11 protein-coding genes are annotated in these 15,160 nt (G+C 67.7%); all 11 read left to right on the top strand.

Annotated elements, in window-relative coordinates:
• Positions 1-2 precede the first annotated feature (2 nt).
• The 11 genes from uppS (at position 3) to dnaE (ending at position 15,145) form a co-directional block, all read left to right on the top strand.
• A complete protein-coding gene (uppS, locus tag C1930_RS06815; RefSeq protein WP_108771378.1) occupies positions 3-770 on the top strand; it encodes a polyprenyl diphosphate synthase in 768 nt (255 codons plus the stop codon).
• The gene (locus tag C1930_RS06810; protein WP_108771377.1) at positions 767-1,612 is read left to right on the top strand and encodes a phosphatidate cytidylyltransferase; all 846 of its coding nucleotides are present in this window, start codon (positions 767-769) and stop codon (positions 1,610-1,612) included. The genes uppS and C1930_RS06810 overlap by 4 nt, the downstream gene beginning before the upstream one ends.
• 2 nt (positions 1,613-1,614) lie before the next feature.
• Complete coding sequence (gene dxr, locus C1930_RS06805) at positions 1,615-2,805, top strand: 1-deoxy-D-xylulose-5-phosphate reductoisomerase (protein WP_108752591.1); 1,191 nt, start codon at positions 1,615-1,617, stop codon at positions 2,803-2,805.
• A 54-nt stretch (positions 2,806-2,859) separates the two neighbouring features.
• Positions 2,860-4,218, top strand: a complete 1,359-nt coding sequence (rseP, locus tag C1930_RS06800) for an RIP metalloprotease RseP (protein ID WP_108771376.1) — start codon at positions 2,860-2,862, stop codon at positions 4,216-4,218.
• Positions 4,219-4,292: 74 nt separating this feature from the next.
• Positions 4,293-6,656: an outer membrane protein assembly factor BamA gene (gene bamA / locus C1930_RS06795; RefSeq protein ID WP_108771375.1), complete on the top strand. Its 2,364-nt coding sequence runs from the start codon at positions 4,293-4,295 to the stop codon at positions 6,654-6,656.
• A 424-nt stretch (positions 6,657-7,080) separates the two neighbouring features.
• On the top strand, positions 7,081-8,103 hold the full coding sequence (gene lpxD / locus C1930_RS06790; RefSeq protein WP_108755773.1) for a UDP-3-O-(3-hydroxymyristoyl)glucosamine N-acyltransferase: 1,023 nt from the start codon (positions 7,081-7,083) through the stop codon (positions 8,101-8,103).
• Complete coding sequence (gene fabZ / locus C1930_RS06785) at positions 8,100-8,555, top strand: 3-hydroxyacyl-ACP dehydratase FabZ (protein ID WP_108749058.1); 456 nt, start codon at positions 8,100-8,102, stop codon at positions 8,553-8,555. The genes lpxD and fabZ overlap by 4 nt, the downstream gene beginning before the upstream one ends.
• 19 nt (positions 8,556-8,574) lie before the next feature.
• Positions 8,575-9,366 (top strand): acyl-ACP--UDP-N-acetylglucosamine O-acyltransferase, encoded by a 792-nt coding sequence (lpxA, locus tag C1930_RS06780; protein WP_108749057.1) that lies wholly within the window; start codon positions 8,575-8,577, stop codon positions 9,364-9,366.
• Complete coding sequence (lpxB, locus tag C1930_RS06775) at positions 9,363-10,622, top strand: lipid-A-disaccharide synthase (protein WP_108755772.1); 1,260 nt, start codon at positions 9,363-9,365, stop codon at positions 10,620-10,622. Before lpxA ends, lpxB begins: the two co-directional genes overlap by 4 nt.
• Positions 10,619-11,284, top strand: a complete 666-nt coding sequence (locus C1930_RS06770) for a ribonuclease HII (protein WP_108755771.1) — start codon at positions 10,619-10,621, stop codon at positions 11,282-11,284. The genes lpxB and C1930_RS06770 overlap by 4 nt, the downstream gene beginning before the upstream one ends.
• A 267-nt stretch (positions 11,285-11,551) precedes the next feature.
• Positions 11,552-15,145 carry a DNA polymerase III subunit alpha gene (dnaE, locus tag C1930_RS06765; protein WP_108755770.1) on the top strand — a complete coding sequence of 1,198 codons (3,594 nt, stop codon included), beginning with the start codon at positions 11,552-11,554 and terminating at the stop codon, positions 15,143-15,145.
• Positions 15,146-15,160 lie beyond the last annotated feature (15 nt).

Here is a 15,160-nt window from a genome sequence, read left to right as displayed (position 1 = left end):
CGATGCCTTCAGTCCCGCCACATCTGCCGGCCGCCCTGCCCCGCCACGTTGCCATCATCATGGATGGCAACGGGCGCTGGGCACAGCAGCGCCGTCGTCCGCGCGTCATCGGCCACCGCGCCGGCGCCCGCGCGGTCAACCGCACCATCGAGCGCTGCCTTGAACTGGGCATTCCGGCGCTGACCCTGTTCGCGTTTTCCAGCGAGAACTGGGGCCGGCCGCAGGACGAAGTCGATGCCCTGATGAAGCTCTTCCTCGGCGCGCTCGATCGCGAAGTGGACGAGCTGCATCGGCGCGGCGTGCGCGTGCGCTTCATCGGCGAACGCGAGCGCTTCGGCGCCGGGCTGGTCAGCCGCATGCAGCTGGCCGAACAGCGCACCGCCGACAACACCACCCTGACCCTGTCCATCGCCGCCAGCTACGGCGGGCGCCAGGACATCGCCCGTGCCGCCCGCGCGCTGGCGGTGGAAGTGGCCGCCGGCCGCCTGTTGCCCGAGCAGATAGACGAAGCGCTGCTGGGCCGCCAGGTCGCCCTGGCCGACCTGCCGCCGCCGGATCTGTTCATCCGTACCGGTGGCGATACCCGGATCAGCAATTTCCTGCTGTGGCAGCTGGCGTATACCGAGCTGTGGTTCACCGAAGCGCTGTGGCCGGATTTCGACGCCGCCCTGCTGCAACAGGCGCTGGACGCCTATGCCAGCCGTGAGCGCCGCTTCGGCCTGACCAGCGCCCAGATCGCCGCCATGGCCACCGAGACGTCCAACCCATGACCAAGACCCGAGTCCTCGCCGCGCTGATCATGGCGCCGGTCGCCATCGCCGCGATCCTGCTGCTGCCCACGCAGTGGCTGGCCGCCGCCGCGGCCGCCGTGTTCCTTGTCGGCCTGTGGGAATGGCTGAAGCTGGCCGACGTGGAAGACACCCTGGCCCGTACCGTGCTGCTGGTGCTGAACCTGCTGCTGATGGTGCTGCTGGTCTGGGCCGATGCCGGCAGCCTGGTGCTGTACCAGATCGCCACTCTGGTGGGCGTAGGCTGGTGGCTGTGCGCCCTGCTGTGGCTGCGCTTCTACCAGTTCGGCGCGCAGCCGGGCAGCCCGGCGCGCATCCTGAAGCTGCTGGCCGGCACTCTGGCCATCGTGCCGTCGTGGGCGGCGCTGGTGCTCATCCACGCCGGTGGCGATGTCGATACCACCCGCAGCGGCAACGGTCACCTGTGGCTGTTCGCCGCGCTGGCCCTGGTCTGGGCCGCCGATTCCGGCGCGTACTTCGCCGGCCGCCGCTTCGGCAAGCACAAGCTGGCCCCGCGCATCAGCCCCAACAAGACCTGGGAAGGCCTGCTGGGCGGGCTGGTGGCCGGCGTGGCCGTGGCCGTCGGCCTGGGCCTGCTGGCCGGGGTCGACACCGCGCACCTGCCGGGCCTGCTGGTCACCGCCGTGGTGGCCGTGTTCGCCTCGGTGCTGGGTGATCTGTACGAAAGCCTGATCAAGCGCCACGCCGGTGCCAAGGATTCGGGCCACCTCATCCCGGGCCACGGCGGCGTGCTGGACCGCATCGACGGCGTGCTGGCTGCCCTGCCGGTGTTCGCGCTGGGCAAGGAAATCTTCGGGTTCTGACCATGGACGTTGCTGCACACCCCCGCCGGGTCGCCGTGTTCGGCGCCACCGGTTCCATCGGCGCCTCCACGCTGGACGTGATCGCCCGCCATCCGCAGCAGTACCAGGCCACCGTGCTGGCCGCCGGCCGCCAGGTAGAGGCGCTGCTGGCGCTGTGCCGGGTGCATCGCCCGGCGCACGCGGTCATTGCCGATGAGACCCTGTTCGCGCCGCTGCGCGACGGCCTGCGCGAGGCCGGCCTGGCCACCGAAGCGCACGCCGGTGCGGCTGCTCTGGACCAGCTGGCCGCCAGCGACGCCTGCGACACCGTGGTGGCCGCCATCGTCGGCGCCGCCGGGCTGTCCTCGACCCTGGCCGCTGCCGCCGCGGGCAAGCGCATCCTGCTGGCCAACAAGGAATCGCTGGTGCTGGCCGGCGAACTGTTGACCCGCACCGCCGACCAGGCCGGCGCCGAAATCATCCCCATCGACAGCGAACACAGCGCCATCTTCCAGTGCCTGCGCTCGCGCGATGCCAGCCTGGATGGCGCCGGTGTGCGCCGCATCCTGCTGACCGCCTCGGGCGGCCCGTTCCGTGGCCGCAGCCGCGCCGAGCTGGCCCAGGTCACCCCGGCCCAGGCCGTGGCGCACCCGAAGTGGTCGATGGGCCCGAAGATCTCGGTCGATTCGGCCACCCTGATGAACAAGGGCCTGGAAGTGATCGAGGCCCACCACCTGTTCGCCGTACCGGGCGAGCGCATCGAGGTGCTGGTGCACCCGCAGAGCCTGGTGCATTCGCTGGTCGAGTTCGTCGACGGCTCCACCCTGGCCCAGCTGGGCCTGCCGGACATGCGCACCACCCTGGCGGTGGGCCTGGGCTGGCCGCAGCGCATCGAATCGGGCGTGGGCGGGCTGGATCTGCTGGCCCAGGGCCGGCTGGATTTCGAGGCCCCCGATACCGAGGCCTTCCCCTGCCTGGCCCTGGCCTGGCAGGCCATGCAGGCCGGCGGTACCGCCCCGGCAGTGCTGAACGCCGCCAACGAGGAGGCGGTTTCAGCGTTTCTTCAGGGCCGGATCGGTTTCCTGACCATTCCGGCGCTGGTTGCTAACGCTCTTTCAACACTGCCCAGCGAGCCAGCCGATACACTGGAGGGCCTGTTGTCCGCCGACCAGCGGGCACGCCACCTGACCCTGAACGCCATCGCCGCCGCCTGAACGCCTCGACGAACCGAATGACGCTTCCGAACCTGTCCGCCACTGTGAGCCTGCATGACTGACTTCATCGGATCGGTCTGGTGGATGATTGTCAGCCTCGGGCTGCTGGTCACCTTCCACGAGTTCGGCCACTACTGGGTGGGCCGGATGTGCGGGGTGAAGGTGCTGCGCTTCTCGGTCGGCTTCGGGCGGCCGCTGTGGTCGCGCCGCGACAAACACGGCACCGAATTCGCCATCGCCGCCCTGCCGCTGGGCGGCTATGTGAAGTTCCTGGACGAGCGCGAGGTGGAAGTACACCCGCACGAGCGCGGCCAGGCCTTCAACCACAAGACCGTGTGGCAGCGCATCGCCATCGTCGCCGCCGGCCCCGCCGCCAACCTGCTGCTGTGCATCCTGCTGCTGTGGGCGATGTTCGTGATCGGCAAGCAGGACTATTCGGCCACCCTGGGCCGCGCCACCGGCATGGCCGCCACCGCCGGGCTGGTCAGCGGCGATCGCCTGCTGCGCGTGGATGACCGCAGCGTGGTCACCCTGGGCGAGGCCAGCATGGCGCTGACTGCCGCCGCGATGGACCGCCGCGACGTGAAGTTGGAGGTGGTCGACCTGGCCGACCAGGTGCAGACCCGCACCCTGCCGCTGTCGCAGCTGCCGGCCGGCTTCGACGAACGCCGCGTGCCGCTGCTGGCCGGCCTGCACTGGCAGGCGTGGATGCAGCCGGCGCTGGTGGACAGCCTGACCGCCGATTCGGCCGTGGCCGGGCAGCTGCAGGCCGGCGACCTGATCGTGGCCATCGACGGCCAGCGCATCGACAGCGCCGAACAGGTCAGCCCCGAAATCCAGGCACTGGGCCGCCATGGCGGCCCGGGCATGATCGAAGTCCTGCGCGGCGGCGAGCGCCTGGCGCTGGAAGTCACCCCGCGCCAGGGCAAGGACGGCAAGGGCCAGCCGCAGTGGCAGATCGGCGTGGGATTCGCCAGCACCTACAGCCCGCCCTACGACACCCTGATGCGCTACGGCCCGCTGGATGCGGTGACCGCCGCGGTGCGCGAGACCGGCCGCCTGGGCGCCGATTCGCTGGCCATGATGGCCCGCATCGTCACCGGCAAGGCCTCGCTGCAGAACGTTTCCGGGCCGGTCACCATCGCCCGCGTGGCCAACATCTCGGCCAAGCGTGGCTTCGACTGGTTCCTGCAGTTCCTGGCGCTGCTGTCGCTCAGCCTGTGCATCATCAACCTGCTGCCCATTCCCATCTTGGACGGCGGGCACCTGCTGTATTACCTTATTGAGTTGGTCAAGGGCAGCCCGCTGAGCGAGCGTGCCATCGCCGCCGGACAGTACATCGGTCTGGCGCTGCTGGCCGGGCTGATGGGACTGGCGTTCTACAACGACATCCTCGGCCTGGTCCCGCGATGAACTTTTCCACGTTGTTGCCGTCTACAGCGTCGGCATCCCGCACCAATGAAATCGACCTTCCTACCGGACGTGACATGACGCGACTCCCCAATCGCCGCCTGCTGGCCCTCGCCCTCGCCGCCGTCACCGGCGCCCCCGTGCTGGCCCAGGCTGCCGAGCCCTTCACTGTCAGCGACATCCGCGTCGACGGCCTGCAGCGCATCAGCTCGGGCACGGTGTTCACCTACCTGCCGGTGGAACGCGGCGAGACGGTGACCGACAGCAAGATCGGCGACACCATCCGCGCCCTGTACAAGACCGGCTTCTTCGAAGACGTGCAGCTGGACCGCCAGGGCAGCATCCTGGTGGTGACCGTGAAGGAACGCCCGGCGATCAACAAGCTGACCGTCACCGGCAACAAGGACATCAAGAGCGACCAGCTGTTGAAGGGCCTGTCCGACATCGGCCTGACCGAAGGCGGCACCTTCGACCGCCTGAGCCTGGACCGCGTGACCCAGGAACTTCGTCGCCAGTACAACGACCGCGGCAAGTACAACGTGGAAATCACCCCGACGGTGAGCCCGCTGGACCGCAACCGCGTGGACATCGCCATCGCCATCAAGGAAGGCAAGGCGGCCAAGATCCGCCACGTCAACCTGGTCGGTACCGAAAAGTACGATGCCCGCGACATCCTGGAAATCTGGGAGTCGAAGGAGCACAACTGGGCTTCGTGGTACCGCCGCGATGACCAGTACTCCAAGGAAAAGCTGTCCGGCGACCTGGAAAAGCTCAATTCCTGGTACCTGGACCGTGGCTACGTCGATTTCAGCATCGACTCCACCCAGGTCTCGATCAGCCCGGACAAGCGCGACATGTTCGTGACGGCCGGCGTGACCGAGGGCAACCAGTACAAGATCTCCGACATCAAGGTCAGCGGCGACACCATCCTGCCGCAGGAAGATGTCGAGCGCATGGTCGTGCAGAAGGCCGGCGATACGTTCTCGCGCGCCCTGCTGGAGTTCAGCTCCGACTCGATCACCAACTCGCTGTCCAACATCGGCTACGCGTTCGCCAAGGTGAACCCGATCCCGACCACCAACCGCGCCGAGCAGACCGTGGCGGTGAACATGCAGGTCGTGCCGGGCCCGCGCGTGTCGGTGCGCCGCATCATCTTCAAGGGCAACACGCGCACCTCCGACGAAGTGATGCGTCGCGAAATGCGCCAGTTCGAGAACACCTGGTATTCGCAGGCGGCCATCGACCGTTCCAAGATCCGCCTGCAGCGCCTGGGCTACTTTGAATCGGTGGACGTGGAAACCCCGGCGGTCAGCGGCAGCAACGACCAGGTGGACGTGGTCTACAACGTGAAGGAAACCACGTCGGGCAGCTTCGTGTTCGGCCTGGGCTATTCGCAGTCCTACGGCATGACCACCTCGGTGCAGCTGTCGCAGAACAACTTCCTGGGCGGCGGCAACCGCGTGTCGGTGGAAGCCTCGCGCAGCAGCTACCTGCAGCGTTACGGCTTCAGCTACACCAACCCGTACTTCACCGATGACGGCGTGTCGCTGGGCTACAACCTGTCCTGGCGCGAACTGGACTACTCCGACTTCAACACCGCGCAGTACAACAGCACCAACGGTGCCGCGCAGGTGGTGTTCGGCGTGCCGCTCACCGAGACCGACACCGTCTCGCTGATGTTCGGCATCGACAGCAACCAGATCACCACCTACACCGGCACCACCCCGCAGTCGATCGTTGACTACATCAACGTGATGGGCAGCAAGACCTTCCATGCCTGGCGCACGGAACTGGGCTGGGCCCGCGATTCGCGCAACGACTACTTCATGCCCACCCGCGGTACCTACCAGCGCGTGGGCCTGGAAACCACCCTGCCCGGCTCGACCGTCGAGTACTTCAAGCTGAACTACCAGATCAGCAAGTACTGGCCGATCATCCCGTCGCTGGTCATCAACACCCGCGCCGAAATCGGTTATGGCGACAGCTATGGCAAGGACAAGACCGCCATCGTGCCGGATGAGAACGGCAACCTGCGCGAGGTGACCGCCTCGGGCCTGCCGTTCTACGAGAACTTCTATGCCGGCGGCACCAACTCGGTGCGCGGCTTCGAAGACAACACCTTGGGCCCGCGCGAAGTGACCCGTAGCTACCCCAACGGCCAGCCGCTGGGTGGTTCGCTGAAGACCGTCGGTTCGGTAGAAGCCTACTTCCCGCGCCTGTTCGACAGCCCGTCGGCCCGCGTGTCGGCCTTCGTCGACTTCGGCAACGTCTACAACGGCGTGGACAACTTCAAGGCCAACGAGCTGCGCGTGTCCACCGGCGTGGCACTGCTGTGGCGCGCCCCGGTCGGCCCGATCTCGATCAGCTACGCGTTCCCGCTGAAGAAGGAAGACGGCGACGAGATCGAGCGTCTGCAGTTCACCTTCGGCGGGCAGTTCTGACGAACCGGTGGGCGGTTCGCCAGAACTGCCCCCGCATTCCACCTATCCCCCGCGCCGTGGGCGCGCCGCCCTTAACAAAGGGGGGGCTCTCCACCAGACGGGTTACGAAGCGCCGGGCTCTGCCCGGCGTTTTCGCTTGTGGAGACAGCGCGCACGCGGCGGGCGAGCTGCTTTTGATTTTTTCTGTCTTTCCGTGGCTGGCACTCGCACCAGACTGTCGGGGGTCGGACGGGTGGGGCCGGCGGGGGTGTGAGCCGCATGGATGCGGCGACCAAGGCTACATGGACGTACTTGCGCCGTCCCCCGCTGGCCCACCCGTCCGACCCTGCCACGGAGCCTTGTGCGACAGCCCACGAGGGGCCCTGCCGTTGGCCGCAGAACCGCCCCGCATGACCGGATTGGCGTCACACGGTAAACTCCCGCCGTGAATACTCCTACCTACACCGCCCAGCAACTCGCCGATCAGTTCGGCCTGCAGGTCCATGGCGACCCCGCCACCGCCATCCATGGCGTGGCCACCCTCGCCCATGCCGGTGCCGGCCAGCTGACCTTCCTTGCCAACCCGCGCTACCGCGCCCAGCTGGCCGACAGCCAGGCCTCGCTGGTCGTGCTGCGTGCCGACGATGCCGAGGCCGCCCCCGGCGCGGCACTGATCGCCAAGGATCCCTACACCACCTTCGCCAAGATCGCCGCGCTGTTCGACAGCGCGCCGCTGCGCGAGCCCGGCATCCACCCCAGCGCGGTCATCGACCCGCAGGCGCAGGTGGCCGCCAGCGCCCACATCGGCCCGTTCGTCACCATCGGCGCGCGCAGCGTGGTGGGCGAGAACTGCATCGTCGGCGCCGGCAGCATCATCGGCGAAGACTGCAGCCTGGACAGCGGCTGTGAACTGATCGCCCGGGTCACCCTGGTCACCCGGGTGAAGCTGGGCAAGCGCGTGCGCATCCACCCCGGCGCCGTGCTGGGCGCCGATGGCTTCGGCCTGGCCATGGATGCCGGCAAGTGGATCAAGGTGCCGCAGCTGGGCGGCGTGCGTATCGGCGATGACTGCGAGATCGGCGCCAATACCTGCGTCGACCGTGGCGCGCTGGAAGACACCGTGCTGGCCGAAGACGTGCGCCTGGACAACCTGGTGCAGATCGCCCACAACGTGCAGATCGGCGCGCACTCGGCCATCGCCGGCTGCACCGGCATTGCCGGCAGCGCCAAGATCGGCCGCTACTGCCTGCTCGGCGGCGCCGTCGGCGTGGTCGGCCACCTGGAAATCTGCGACAAGGTCGTGATCACCGGCAAATCGGTGGTCCGCAATTCCATTACCGAACCGGGCGAGTACTCGTCCGGCACCCCCCTCACCGACAACCGCACGTGGCGCAAGAACGCCGCGCGCTTCAAGCAGCTTGATGCACTGGCCCGCCGCATCCTGTCTGTAAGCAAGGAGAAAGAATGAGCCAGACCCAGACCCTGCCGGACATGACGCAGATCCAGGCCCTGCTGCCGCACCGCTACCCGTTCCTGCTGGTGGACAAGGTGCTGTCGATCGACTACGAAAAGCGCACCATCGTGGCGACCAAGAACGTCAGCATCAACGAGCCGTTCTTCCAGGGCCACTTCCCCAACCAGCCGATCATGCCGGGCGTGCTGATCATCGAAGCCATGGCCCAGGCCGGCGGCGTGCTGACCCAGCTCACCCTGGGCCGCGATTCGCAGTCCAAGCTGTTCTACATGGTGAAGGTGGACAAGGCCCGCTTCACCAAGCAGGTGGTGCCGGGCGACGTGCTGGAAATGCACGTGGAGATCAAGCGCGTGATCCGCAACATGGCCGTGTACGACTGCGTGGCCAAGGTCGATGGCGAAGTGGTCGCCTGCGCCGAGGTGCTGTGCGCCGGCACCCGCGAATAACCCTGGCCGGAGGAGCTAGATGAGCGACAACGCCCCCCTGATCCATCCCACCGCCGTGATCGATCCCTCGGCGCGCCTGGCCGACGATGTGCGCGTGGGTGCGTTCACCCTCATCGGCGCCGATGTCGAAATCGGCGCCGGCACCGAGATCGGTCCGCACTGCAGCGTGCATGGCCCGACCCGGATCGGCCGCGACAACCGTTTCATCGGCCACGTGGCCGTGGGCGGCGAACCGCAGGACAAGAAGTTCAGCGGCGAACGCACCGAACTGGTGATCGGCGACCGCAACGTGTTCCGCGAGTTCGTGACCCTGAACCGCGGCACCGGCGGCGGCGGTGGCATCACCACCATCGGCAACGACAACTGGATGCTGGCCTACACGCACGTGGCGCATGACTGCCACGTCGGCAATTTCTGCGTGTTCTCCAACAACACCACCCTGGCCGGCCACGTGACCGTGGGCGACTACGTGATCATCAGCGGCTTCGCCGGTGCGCACCAGTTCTGCCGTATCGGCGCGCATGCCTTCCTGGGCATGGGTGCGCTGACCAATGGCGATGTGCCGCCGTTCACCATGGTCGGCACCGATTCGCTGGGCCGCCCGCGTGGCATCAACAGCGAAGGCCTGAAGCGCCGCGGCTTCGATGCCGGCCGCATCACCGCCATCAAGCGTGCCTACCGTACGTTGTACGTGGCAGGCCTGCCGCTGGCCGAAGCCAAGCAGCAGCTGGCCGAACAGGCACAGGGCAGCGACGACGTGAAGGCCATGCTGGACTTCATCGAGCATGCCGAGAGGCCCCTGCTGCGATGAGCAGCACGACCGGCCAGGCGCCGGCCGGCGCCGACGTGATCCCGCTGGCCTCGATGGCCGGCAGCGTGCCTGCACAGCGGGTGCTCAGCGAGCGCCCGTTGCGCATCGCGCTGGTGGCCGGTGAGGCCTCCGGCGACCTGCTCGGTGCCGGTCTGGTACGCGAGCTGAAGGCACGCTTCCCGCATGCCGAATTCGCCGGCATCGGCGGCGATGCCATGCGCAACGCCGGCTGCCAGACCTGGCACGACGCCAGCGAACTGGCGGTGATGGGCCTGACCGAAGTGCTGCGCCACCTGCCGCGCCTGCTGAAGCTGCGTTCGGCCTTCCGCCAGCGTGCGCTGGAATGGCAGCCGGACGTGTTCATCGGCATCGACGCGCCCGACTTCAACCTGGGCATCGAGCGCTGGCTGAAGCAGCGCGGCGTGCCGACCGTGCATTACGTCAGCCCCTCGGTCTGGGCCTGGCGCGAGAAGCGTGCCGAGAAGATCGGCAGCAGCGCCGACCTGGTGCTGTGCCTGTTCCCGATGGAACCGCCCATCTATGCGCGGCATGGCATCGACGCGCGCTTCGTCGGCCACCCGATGGCCGACGATATTCCGCTGCACGGTGATCGCGATGCGGCACGTGCAGAGCTGGGCCTGCCGGCCTCGGCCAAAGTGCTGGCGGTATTGCCGGGCAGCCGTCTGGGCGAGATCTCGCGCCTGGGCGAACCGTTCTTCGAGGCCGCCTGGCAGGTGTCCGAACGCATTCCGGGCCTGCACGTGGTGGTACCCGCCGCCAATGCCGCCTGCCGCCGCCTGATCGAAGAGCAGTTGTCCCGCTCGGCGCTGCCGGTGGCCTATTCGCATGTGCTGGATGGCCAGGCGCGTGCGGCGATGATCGCCGCCGACGTGGTGGTGCTGGCCTCGGGCACGGCCACCCTGGAAGCGATGCTGGTGAAGCGGCCGATGGTGGTCGGTTACCGGGTGAACGAACTGACCTATCGCCTGGTGAAGGCGCTGGGCCTGATCAAGGTGGATCGTTTCGCCCTGCCCAACATCCTGGCCGGGCAGGACCTGGCACCGGAGCTGATGCAGCACGATTGCACGCCCGACGCGCTGGCGGCGGCCGTGCAGCAGTGGTTCGACCACCCGCAGCGGGTAGCCGATCTGCAGGGCACCTATGCGCGCCTGCATGAACGCCTGCGCCGCAATGCCTCGGCCCGTGCGGCCGACGCGGTGGGCGAACTGCTGCTGCGCAAGCTGGAAACCGCATGAGCCGCCGTGCGGCCGCTGCGGCCAGCCTGGCGCTGTTCGACGGCGCGGCGGTGGTCGAGCCCGAACGCCTGATCGCCGGCGTGGACGAGGCCGGCCGCGGCCCCCTGGCCGGCCCGGTGGCGGTGGCGGCGGTGGTGTTCGATCCGTCGCGCCCGCGCATCAACGGCCTGGACGATTCCAAGCAGTTGACCGCCGCCCGCCGCGACCAGCTGTACGACCGCATCATGGAACGGGCACTGGCCTGGCACGTAGTGCTGGTGGATGTGCAGGCCATCGACCGGCTGAACATCTACCAGGCCACCCTGCAGGGCATGCGCGACGTGGTGGCCGCGGTGGCCCACGTGGCCGGCTTCGCCCGCATCGATGGCAACGTGGTGCCCAAGGGCCTGGTGCTGCCGGCGCAGGCGCTGGTCGGCGGTGATGGCATCGACCGCGCCATCATGGCCGCTTCGATCCTGGCCAAGGTCTCGCGCGACCGCTACATGCAGGATCTGCATGCGCGCCATCCTGAATATGGCTTCGACCAGCACAAGGGCTACGGCACCCCGGCGCACCTGGCCGCGCTGCGTGCGCACGGCCCCTGCGCCGAGCACCGGCGCAGCTTCGCCCCGGTGCGTGACTGCCTGCAATCCGCATCGCCGGCCAGCGCCGCGATTGCCTGAACATCGCACGCAACCCGTCTGGAGCAGAGTCCCCCTGAGTCAGGGGGACGCGCCAACGGCGCGGGGGTCTGGGAGCGTGGTAAGACGGGGCCCGCGGTTCGCTTGCGAACCGTGGGGGGCGATAGCGCGAATGCGATATCGCCCACCGTCAAGTCCTTGTCGCCACCCCCTGCCCTCGGTACCCTGACCGGGCATTCCAGCGCTTTCCGACCCCGGCGACGATTCCCCGTCAGCTCCCGGGGCCCGCGCGCTCCAACCTGGTCCGGCATGTCCAACTCTCGCTTCGTACATCTCCACGTCCACACCGAGTTCTCGCTGGCGGACTCGACCATCCGCGTGCCGGCCAAGCCCGACCAGGCGGACCCGAAGAAAGCCAAGCAGGCCAACCTGCTGTCGCGCTCGGTGGAACTCGGCCTGCCCGCCCTGGCGGTCACCGACCTGAACAACCTGTTCGCCCTGGTGAAGTTCTACAAGGCCGCCGAAGGCGTGGGCATCAAGCCCATCGCCGGCGCCGACGTGATGATTGCCGAGGAAGGCCAGGACCCGTGGCGGATGACCCTGCTGTGCCGCGACCGCGAGGGCTACCTGAGCCTGTCGCGATTGCTGACCCGCGCCTGGATGGAAGGCCACCGCGCCGAAGGTGGCGTGGCCGTGCACCCGGACTGGCTGAAGGCCGGCAACGCCAGCCTGTTCGCCCTGGCCGGGCGCGAGAGCCTGGCCGGACGCCTGGCGCTGGACGGCAAGCACGACCTGGCCGAGCAGCAGCTGGCCGACTGGCAGCGCGTGTTCGGCGATGGCCTGCACCTGGAACTGACCCGCACCGGCCGCGAAGGCGAGGAAACCTTCAACCGCTTCGCGCTGATGGCCGCCGGCCAGCGCGGCCTGCCGGTGATCGCCAGCAATGACGTGCGCTTCCTGGCGCCGACCGATTTCAGCGCGCACGAAGCGCGCGTGTGCATTTCCACCGGCCGCGTGCTGGACGACCCCAAGCGCCCGCGCGAGTACAGCGACCAGCAGTACCTGAAGTCGGCCGAGGAAATGTGCGCGCTGTTCGCCGACATCCCCGATGCGATCGACAACACGCTGGCGCTGGCCGAGCGCTGCAACATCGAAATGCGCCTGGGCACCTACTTCCTGCCCAACTACCCGGTGCCCGACGACGAAACGCTGGACACCTGGATCCAGAAGATGTCGCGCGACGGCCTGACCGAGCGCCTGGAAAAGAATCCGCTGGCGCCGGGCAAGACCCGCGAGGACTACTTCGAACGCCTGGAGTTCGAGCTCAACACCATCATCAAGATGGGCTTCCCCGGCTACTTCCTGATCGTGGCCGACTTCATCCAGTGGGGCAAGAACCAGGGCATCCCGATCGGCCCGGGCCGTGGTTCCGGTGCCGGTTCGCTGGTGGCGTGGGCGCTGAAGATCACCGATCTGGACCCGCTGCCGTACAACCTGCTGTTCGAGCGCTTCCTGAACCCCGAACGCGTGTCGATGCCCGACTTCGACATCGACTTCTGCATGGACCGCCGCGACGAGGTGATCGACTACGTGGCGCGCAAGTACGGGCGCGAACGTGTCAGCCAGATCATCACCTACGGCACCATGGCGGCCAAGGCGGTGGTGCGCGACTCCGGTCGCGTGCTGGGCTTCCCGTATGGCCTGGTCGACGGCGTTTCCAAGCTGATTCCGAACATCCTGGGCATCCATCTGAAGGATGCGCTGGGCAAGGGCAAGGAAGGCCCCAGCTCGGAAATGGCCTCGCCCGAACTGATCCAGCGCTACGACACCGAGGACGATGTCCGCGACCTGATCGACTTGGCGCTGCAGCTGGAAGACCTGACCCGCAACGCCGGCAAGCACGCCGGTGGCGTGGTGATCGGGCCCGAGCCGCTGAGCGAGTTCTGCCCGCTGTACGCCGAACACGACGAGAACGGCCTGGGCAAGAACCCGGTCACCCAGTTCGACAAGAACGACGTGGAAGAAGTGGGCCTGGTGAAGTTCGACTTCCTGGGCCTGCGCACGCTGACCATCATCGACTGGGCAGTGAAGGCGATCAACAAGCGCCACGAGCGCGCCGGCATTCCGCCGGTGGATATCGCCGCGATCCCGCTGGACGATGCGCCCACCTACAAGGACATCTTCGCCAACGGCAACACCGGCGCGGTGTTCCAGTTCGAATCCTCGGGCATGCGTCGCCTGCTGAAGGACGCGCGCCCCGACCGTTTCGAAGACCTGATCGCCCTGGTGTCGCTGTACCGCCCGGGCCCGATGGACCTGATTCCATCGTTCAACGCACGTAAGCACGGCCAGGAAGAAATCATCTATCCCGATCCGCGCACCGAAGCGATCCTGAAGGACACCTACGGCATCATGGTGTACCAGGAGCAGGTGATGCAGATGGCGCAGATCGTCGGCGGCTACTCGCTGGGCGGCGCCGACCTGCTGCGCCGCGCGATGGGCAAGAAGGTGCCGGCGGAAATGGCCAAGCACCGCGAGATCTTCCGCGAGGGTGCGGCCAAGGATGGCGTGGACGAAGCCAAGGCCGATGCGATCTTCGACCTGATGGAAAAGTTCGCCGGCTACGGTTTCAACAAATCGCACGCCGCCGCGTACGCGCTGGTCAGCTACCAGACCGCGTGGCTGAAGCGCCACTACCCGGCCGAGTTCATGGCCGCCACGCTGTCCTCGGATCTGGACAACACCGAGAAGGTGGTCGGCTTCCTGGACGAGGTGCGCAACCTGGGCCTGACCGTGCTGCCGCCGAAGGTGAACCACTCGGCCTTCATGTTCGAAGCAGTCACCCCGGACACCATCCAGTACGGCCTGGGCGCGATCAAGGGCGTGGGCCAGGGTGCCTGCGAAGCAGTGGTGGACGAACGCCTGAAGGGCGGCGACTACAAGGACCTGCTGGACTTCTGCACGCGCGTGGGTTCGGCCAAGCTCAACCGGCGCACGCTGGAAGCGATGATCAACTGCGGCGCGCTGGACGAACTGGGCCACAACCGCGCCTCGCTGATGCTGCAGCTGCCGGAAGTGATCAAGGCCACCGACCAGATGGCGCGCGAGCGCGCCTCGGGCCAGAACTCGCTGTTCGGCGGCCCCGACCCGAGCACGGTCAGCATCCAGCTGGACCTGCCCGAGGCCGAGGAATGGCCGCTGCTGCAGCGCCTGAACGGCGAGCGCGACACCCTGGGCTTCTACCTGAGCGGGCACCCGTTCGACCCGTGGCGCGACGACGTGCGCGACCTGGTCGGCAACGATCTTGGCGCGGTGGAAAAGATCTGGAGCGCCAACAGCGGTGGCGGCGGTGGTGGCGGCGAAAAGCGCTGGCGCCCGGAAGTGCAGACCGTGCTGGCCGGCCAGGTGGTGGGCGTGCGCCGCAAGGGCGAAAGCCAGATCTTCATCCAGCTGGAAGACGGCCGCGGCCGGGTCGAATGCAGCGCGTTTTCCGATGCGATGGCCGAGTTCGGGCATCTGATGACCAAGGACCGCATCCTGGTGGTCAAGGGCGGCCTGCGCGAAGACGAATTCAACGGCGGTTTCGCCTTGCGCATCCGCCAGTGCTGGGACTTCGATGAAGTCTGCGCCAACTACGCCACGCGCCTGTCGCTGCGCCTGGACCTGCGCCAGCAGCGCCCGGTCTGGGAACGTGTGAATGCCGTACTGGACCGCCATCGCCCGGGGCGCACACCGCTGCGCCTGGACCTGCTGCTGAAGAGCCCGCAGGGCGGCGTGGCCGGCATGCTCGACGTGTCCGGGCAGAGCGCGGTGCGCATCGATTCCAAGCTGATGGAGGCGCTGCGCGCCGACCCGGCGGTGCGCACGCTGAAGGTGCGCTACAGCCCGCCATGGGCCAACTGAGCGCACGCCTGATTT

The sequence above is a fragment of the Stenotrophomonas sp. SAU14A_NAIMI4_8 genome, assembly GCF_003086695.1.
Lineage (GTDB): Bacteria > Pseudomonadota > Gammaproteobacteria > Xanthomonadales > Xanthomonadaceae > Stenotrophomonas.
The sequence above is the reverse complement of the archived record's forward strand: the minus strand, read 5'-3'. Positions and strand labels throughout refer to the sequence as shown.

What these genes read in the sequence shown, in the direction of transcription:
- bamA (WP_108771375.1), top strand. Translation starts at nt 4,293, where the DNA reads ATGACGCGACTCCCCAATCGCCGCCTGCTGGCCCTCGCCCTCGCCGCC.
- uppS (WP_108771378.1), top strand. Translation starts at nt 3, where the DNA reads ATGCCTTCAGTCCCGCCACATCTGCCGGCCGCCCTGCCCCGCCACGTT.
- dnaE (WP_108755770.1), top strand. Translation starts at nt 11,552, where the DNA reads ATGTCCAACTCTCGCTTCGTACATCTCCACGTCCACACCGAGTTCTCG.
- fabZ (WP_108749058.1), top strand. Translation starts at nt 8,100, where the DNA reads ATGAGCCAGACCCAGACCCTGCCGGACATGACGCAGATCCAGGCCCTG.
- dxr (WP_108752591.1), top strand. Translation starts at nt 1,615, where the DNA reads ATGGACGTTGCTGCACACCCCCGCCGGGTCGCCGTGTTCGGCGCCACC.
- lpxA (WP_108749057.1), top strand. Translation starts at nt 8,575, where the DNA reads ATGAGCGACAACGCCCCCCTGATCCATCCCACCGCCGTGATCGATCCC.
- lpxB (WP_108755772.1), top strand. Translation starts at nt 9,363, where the DNA reads ATGAGCAGCACGACCGGCCAGGCGCCGGCCGGCGCCGACGTGATCCCG.
- rseP (WP_108771376.1), top strand. Translation starts at nt 2,860, where the DNA reads ATGACTGACTTCATCGGATCGGTCTGGTGGATGATTGTCAGCCTCGGG.
- C1930_RS06810 (WP_108771377.1), top strand. Translation starts at nt 767, where the DNA reads ATGACCAAGACCCGAGTCCTCGCCGCGCTGATCATGGCGCCGGTCGCC.
- C1930_RS06770 (WP_108755771.1), top strand. Translation starts at nt 10,619, where the DNA reads ATGAGCCGCCGTGCGGCCGCTGCGGCCAGCCTGGCGCTGTTCGACGGC.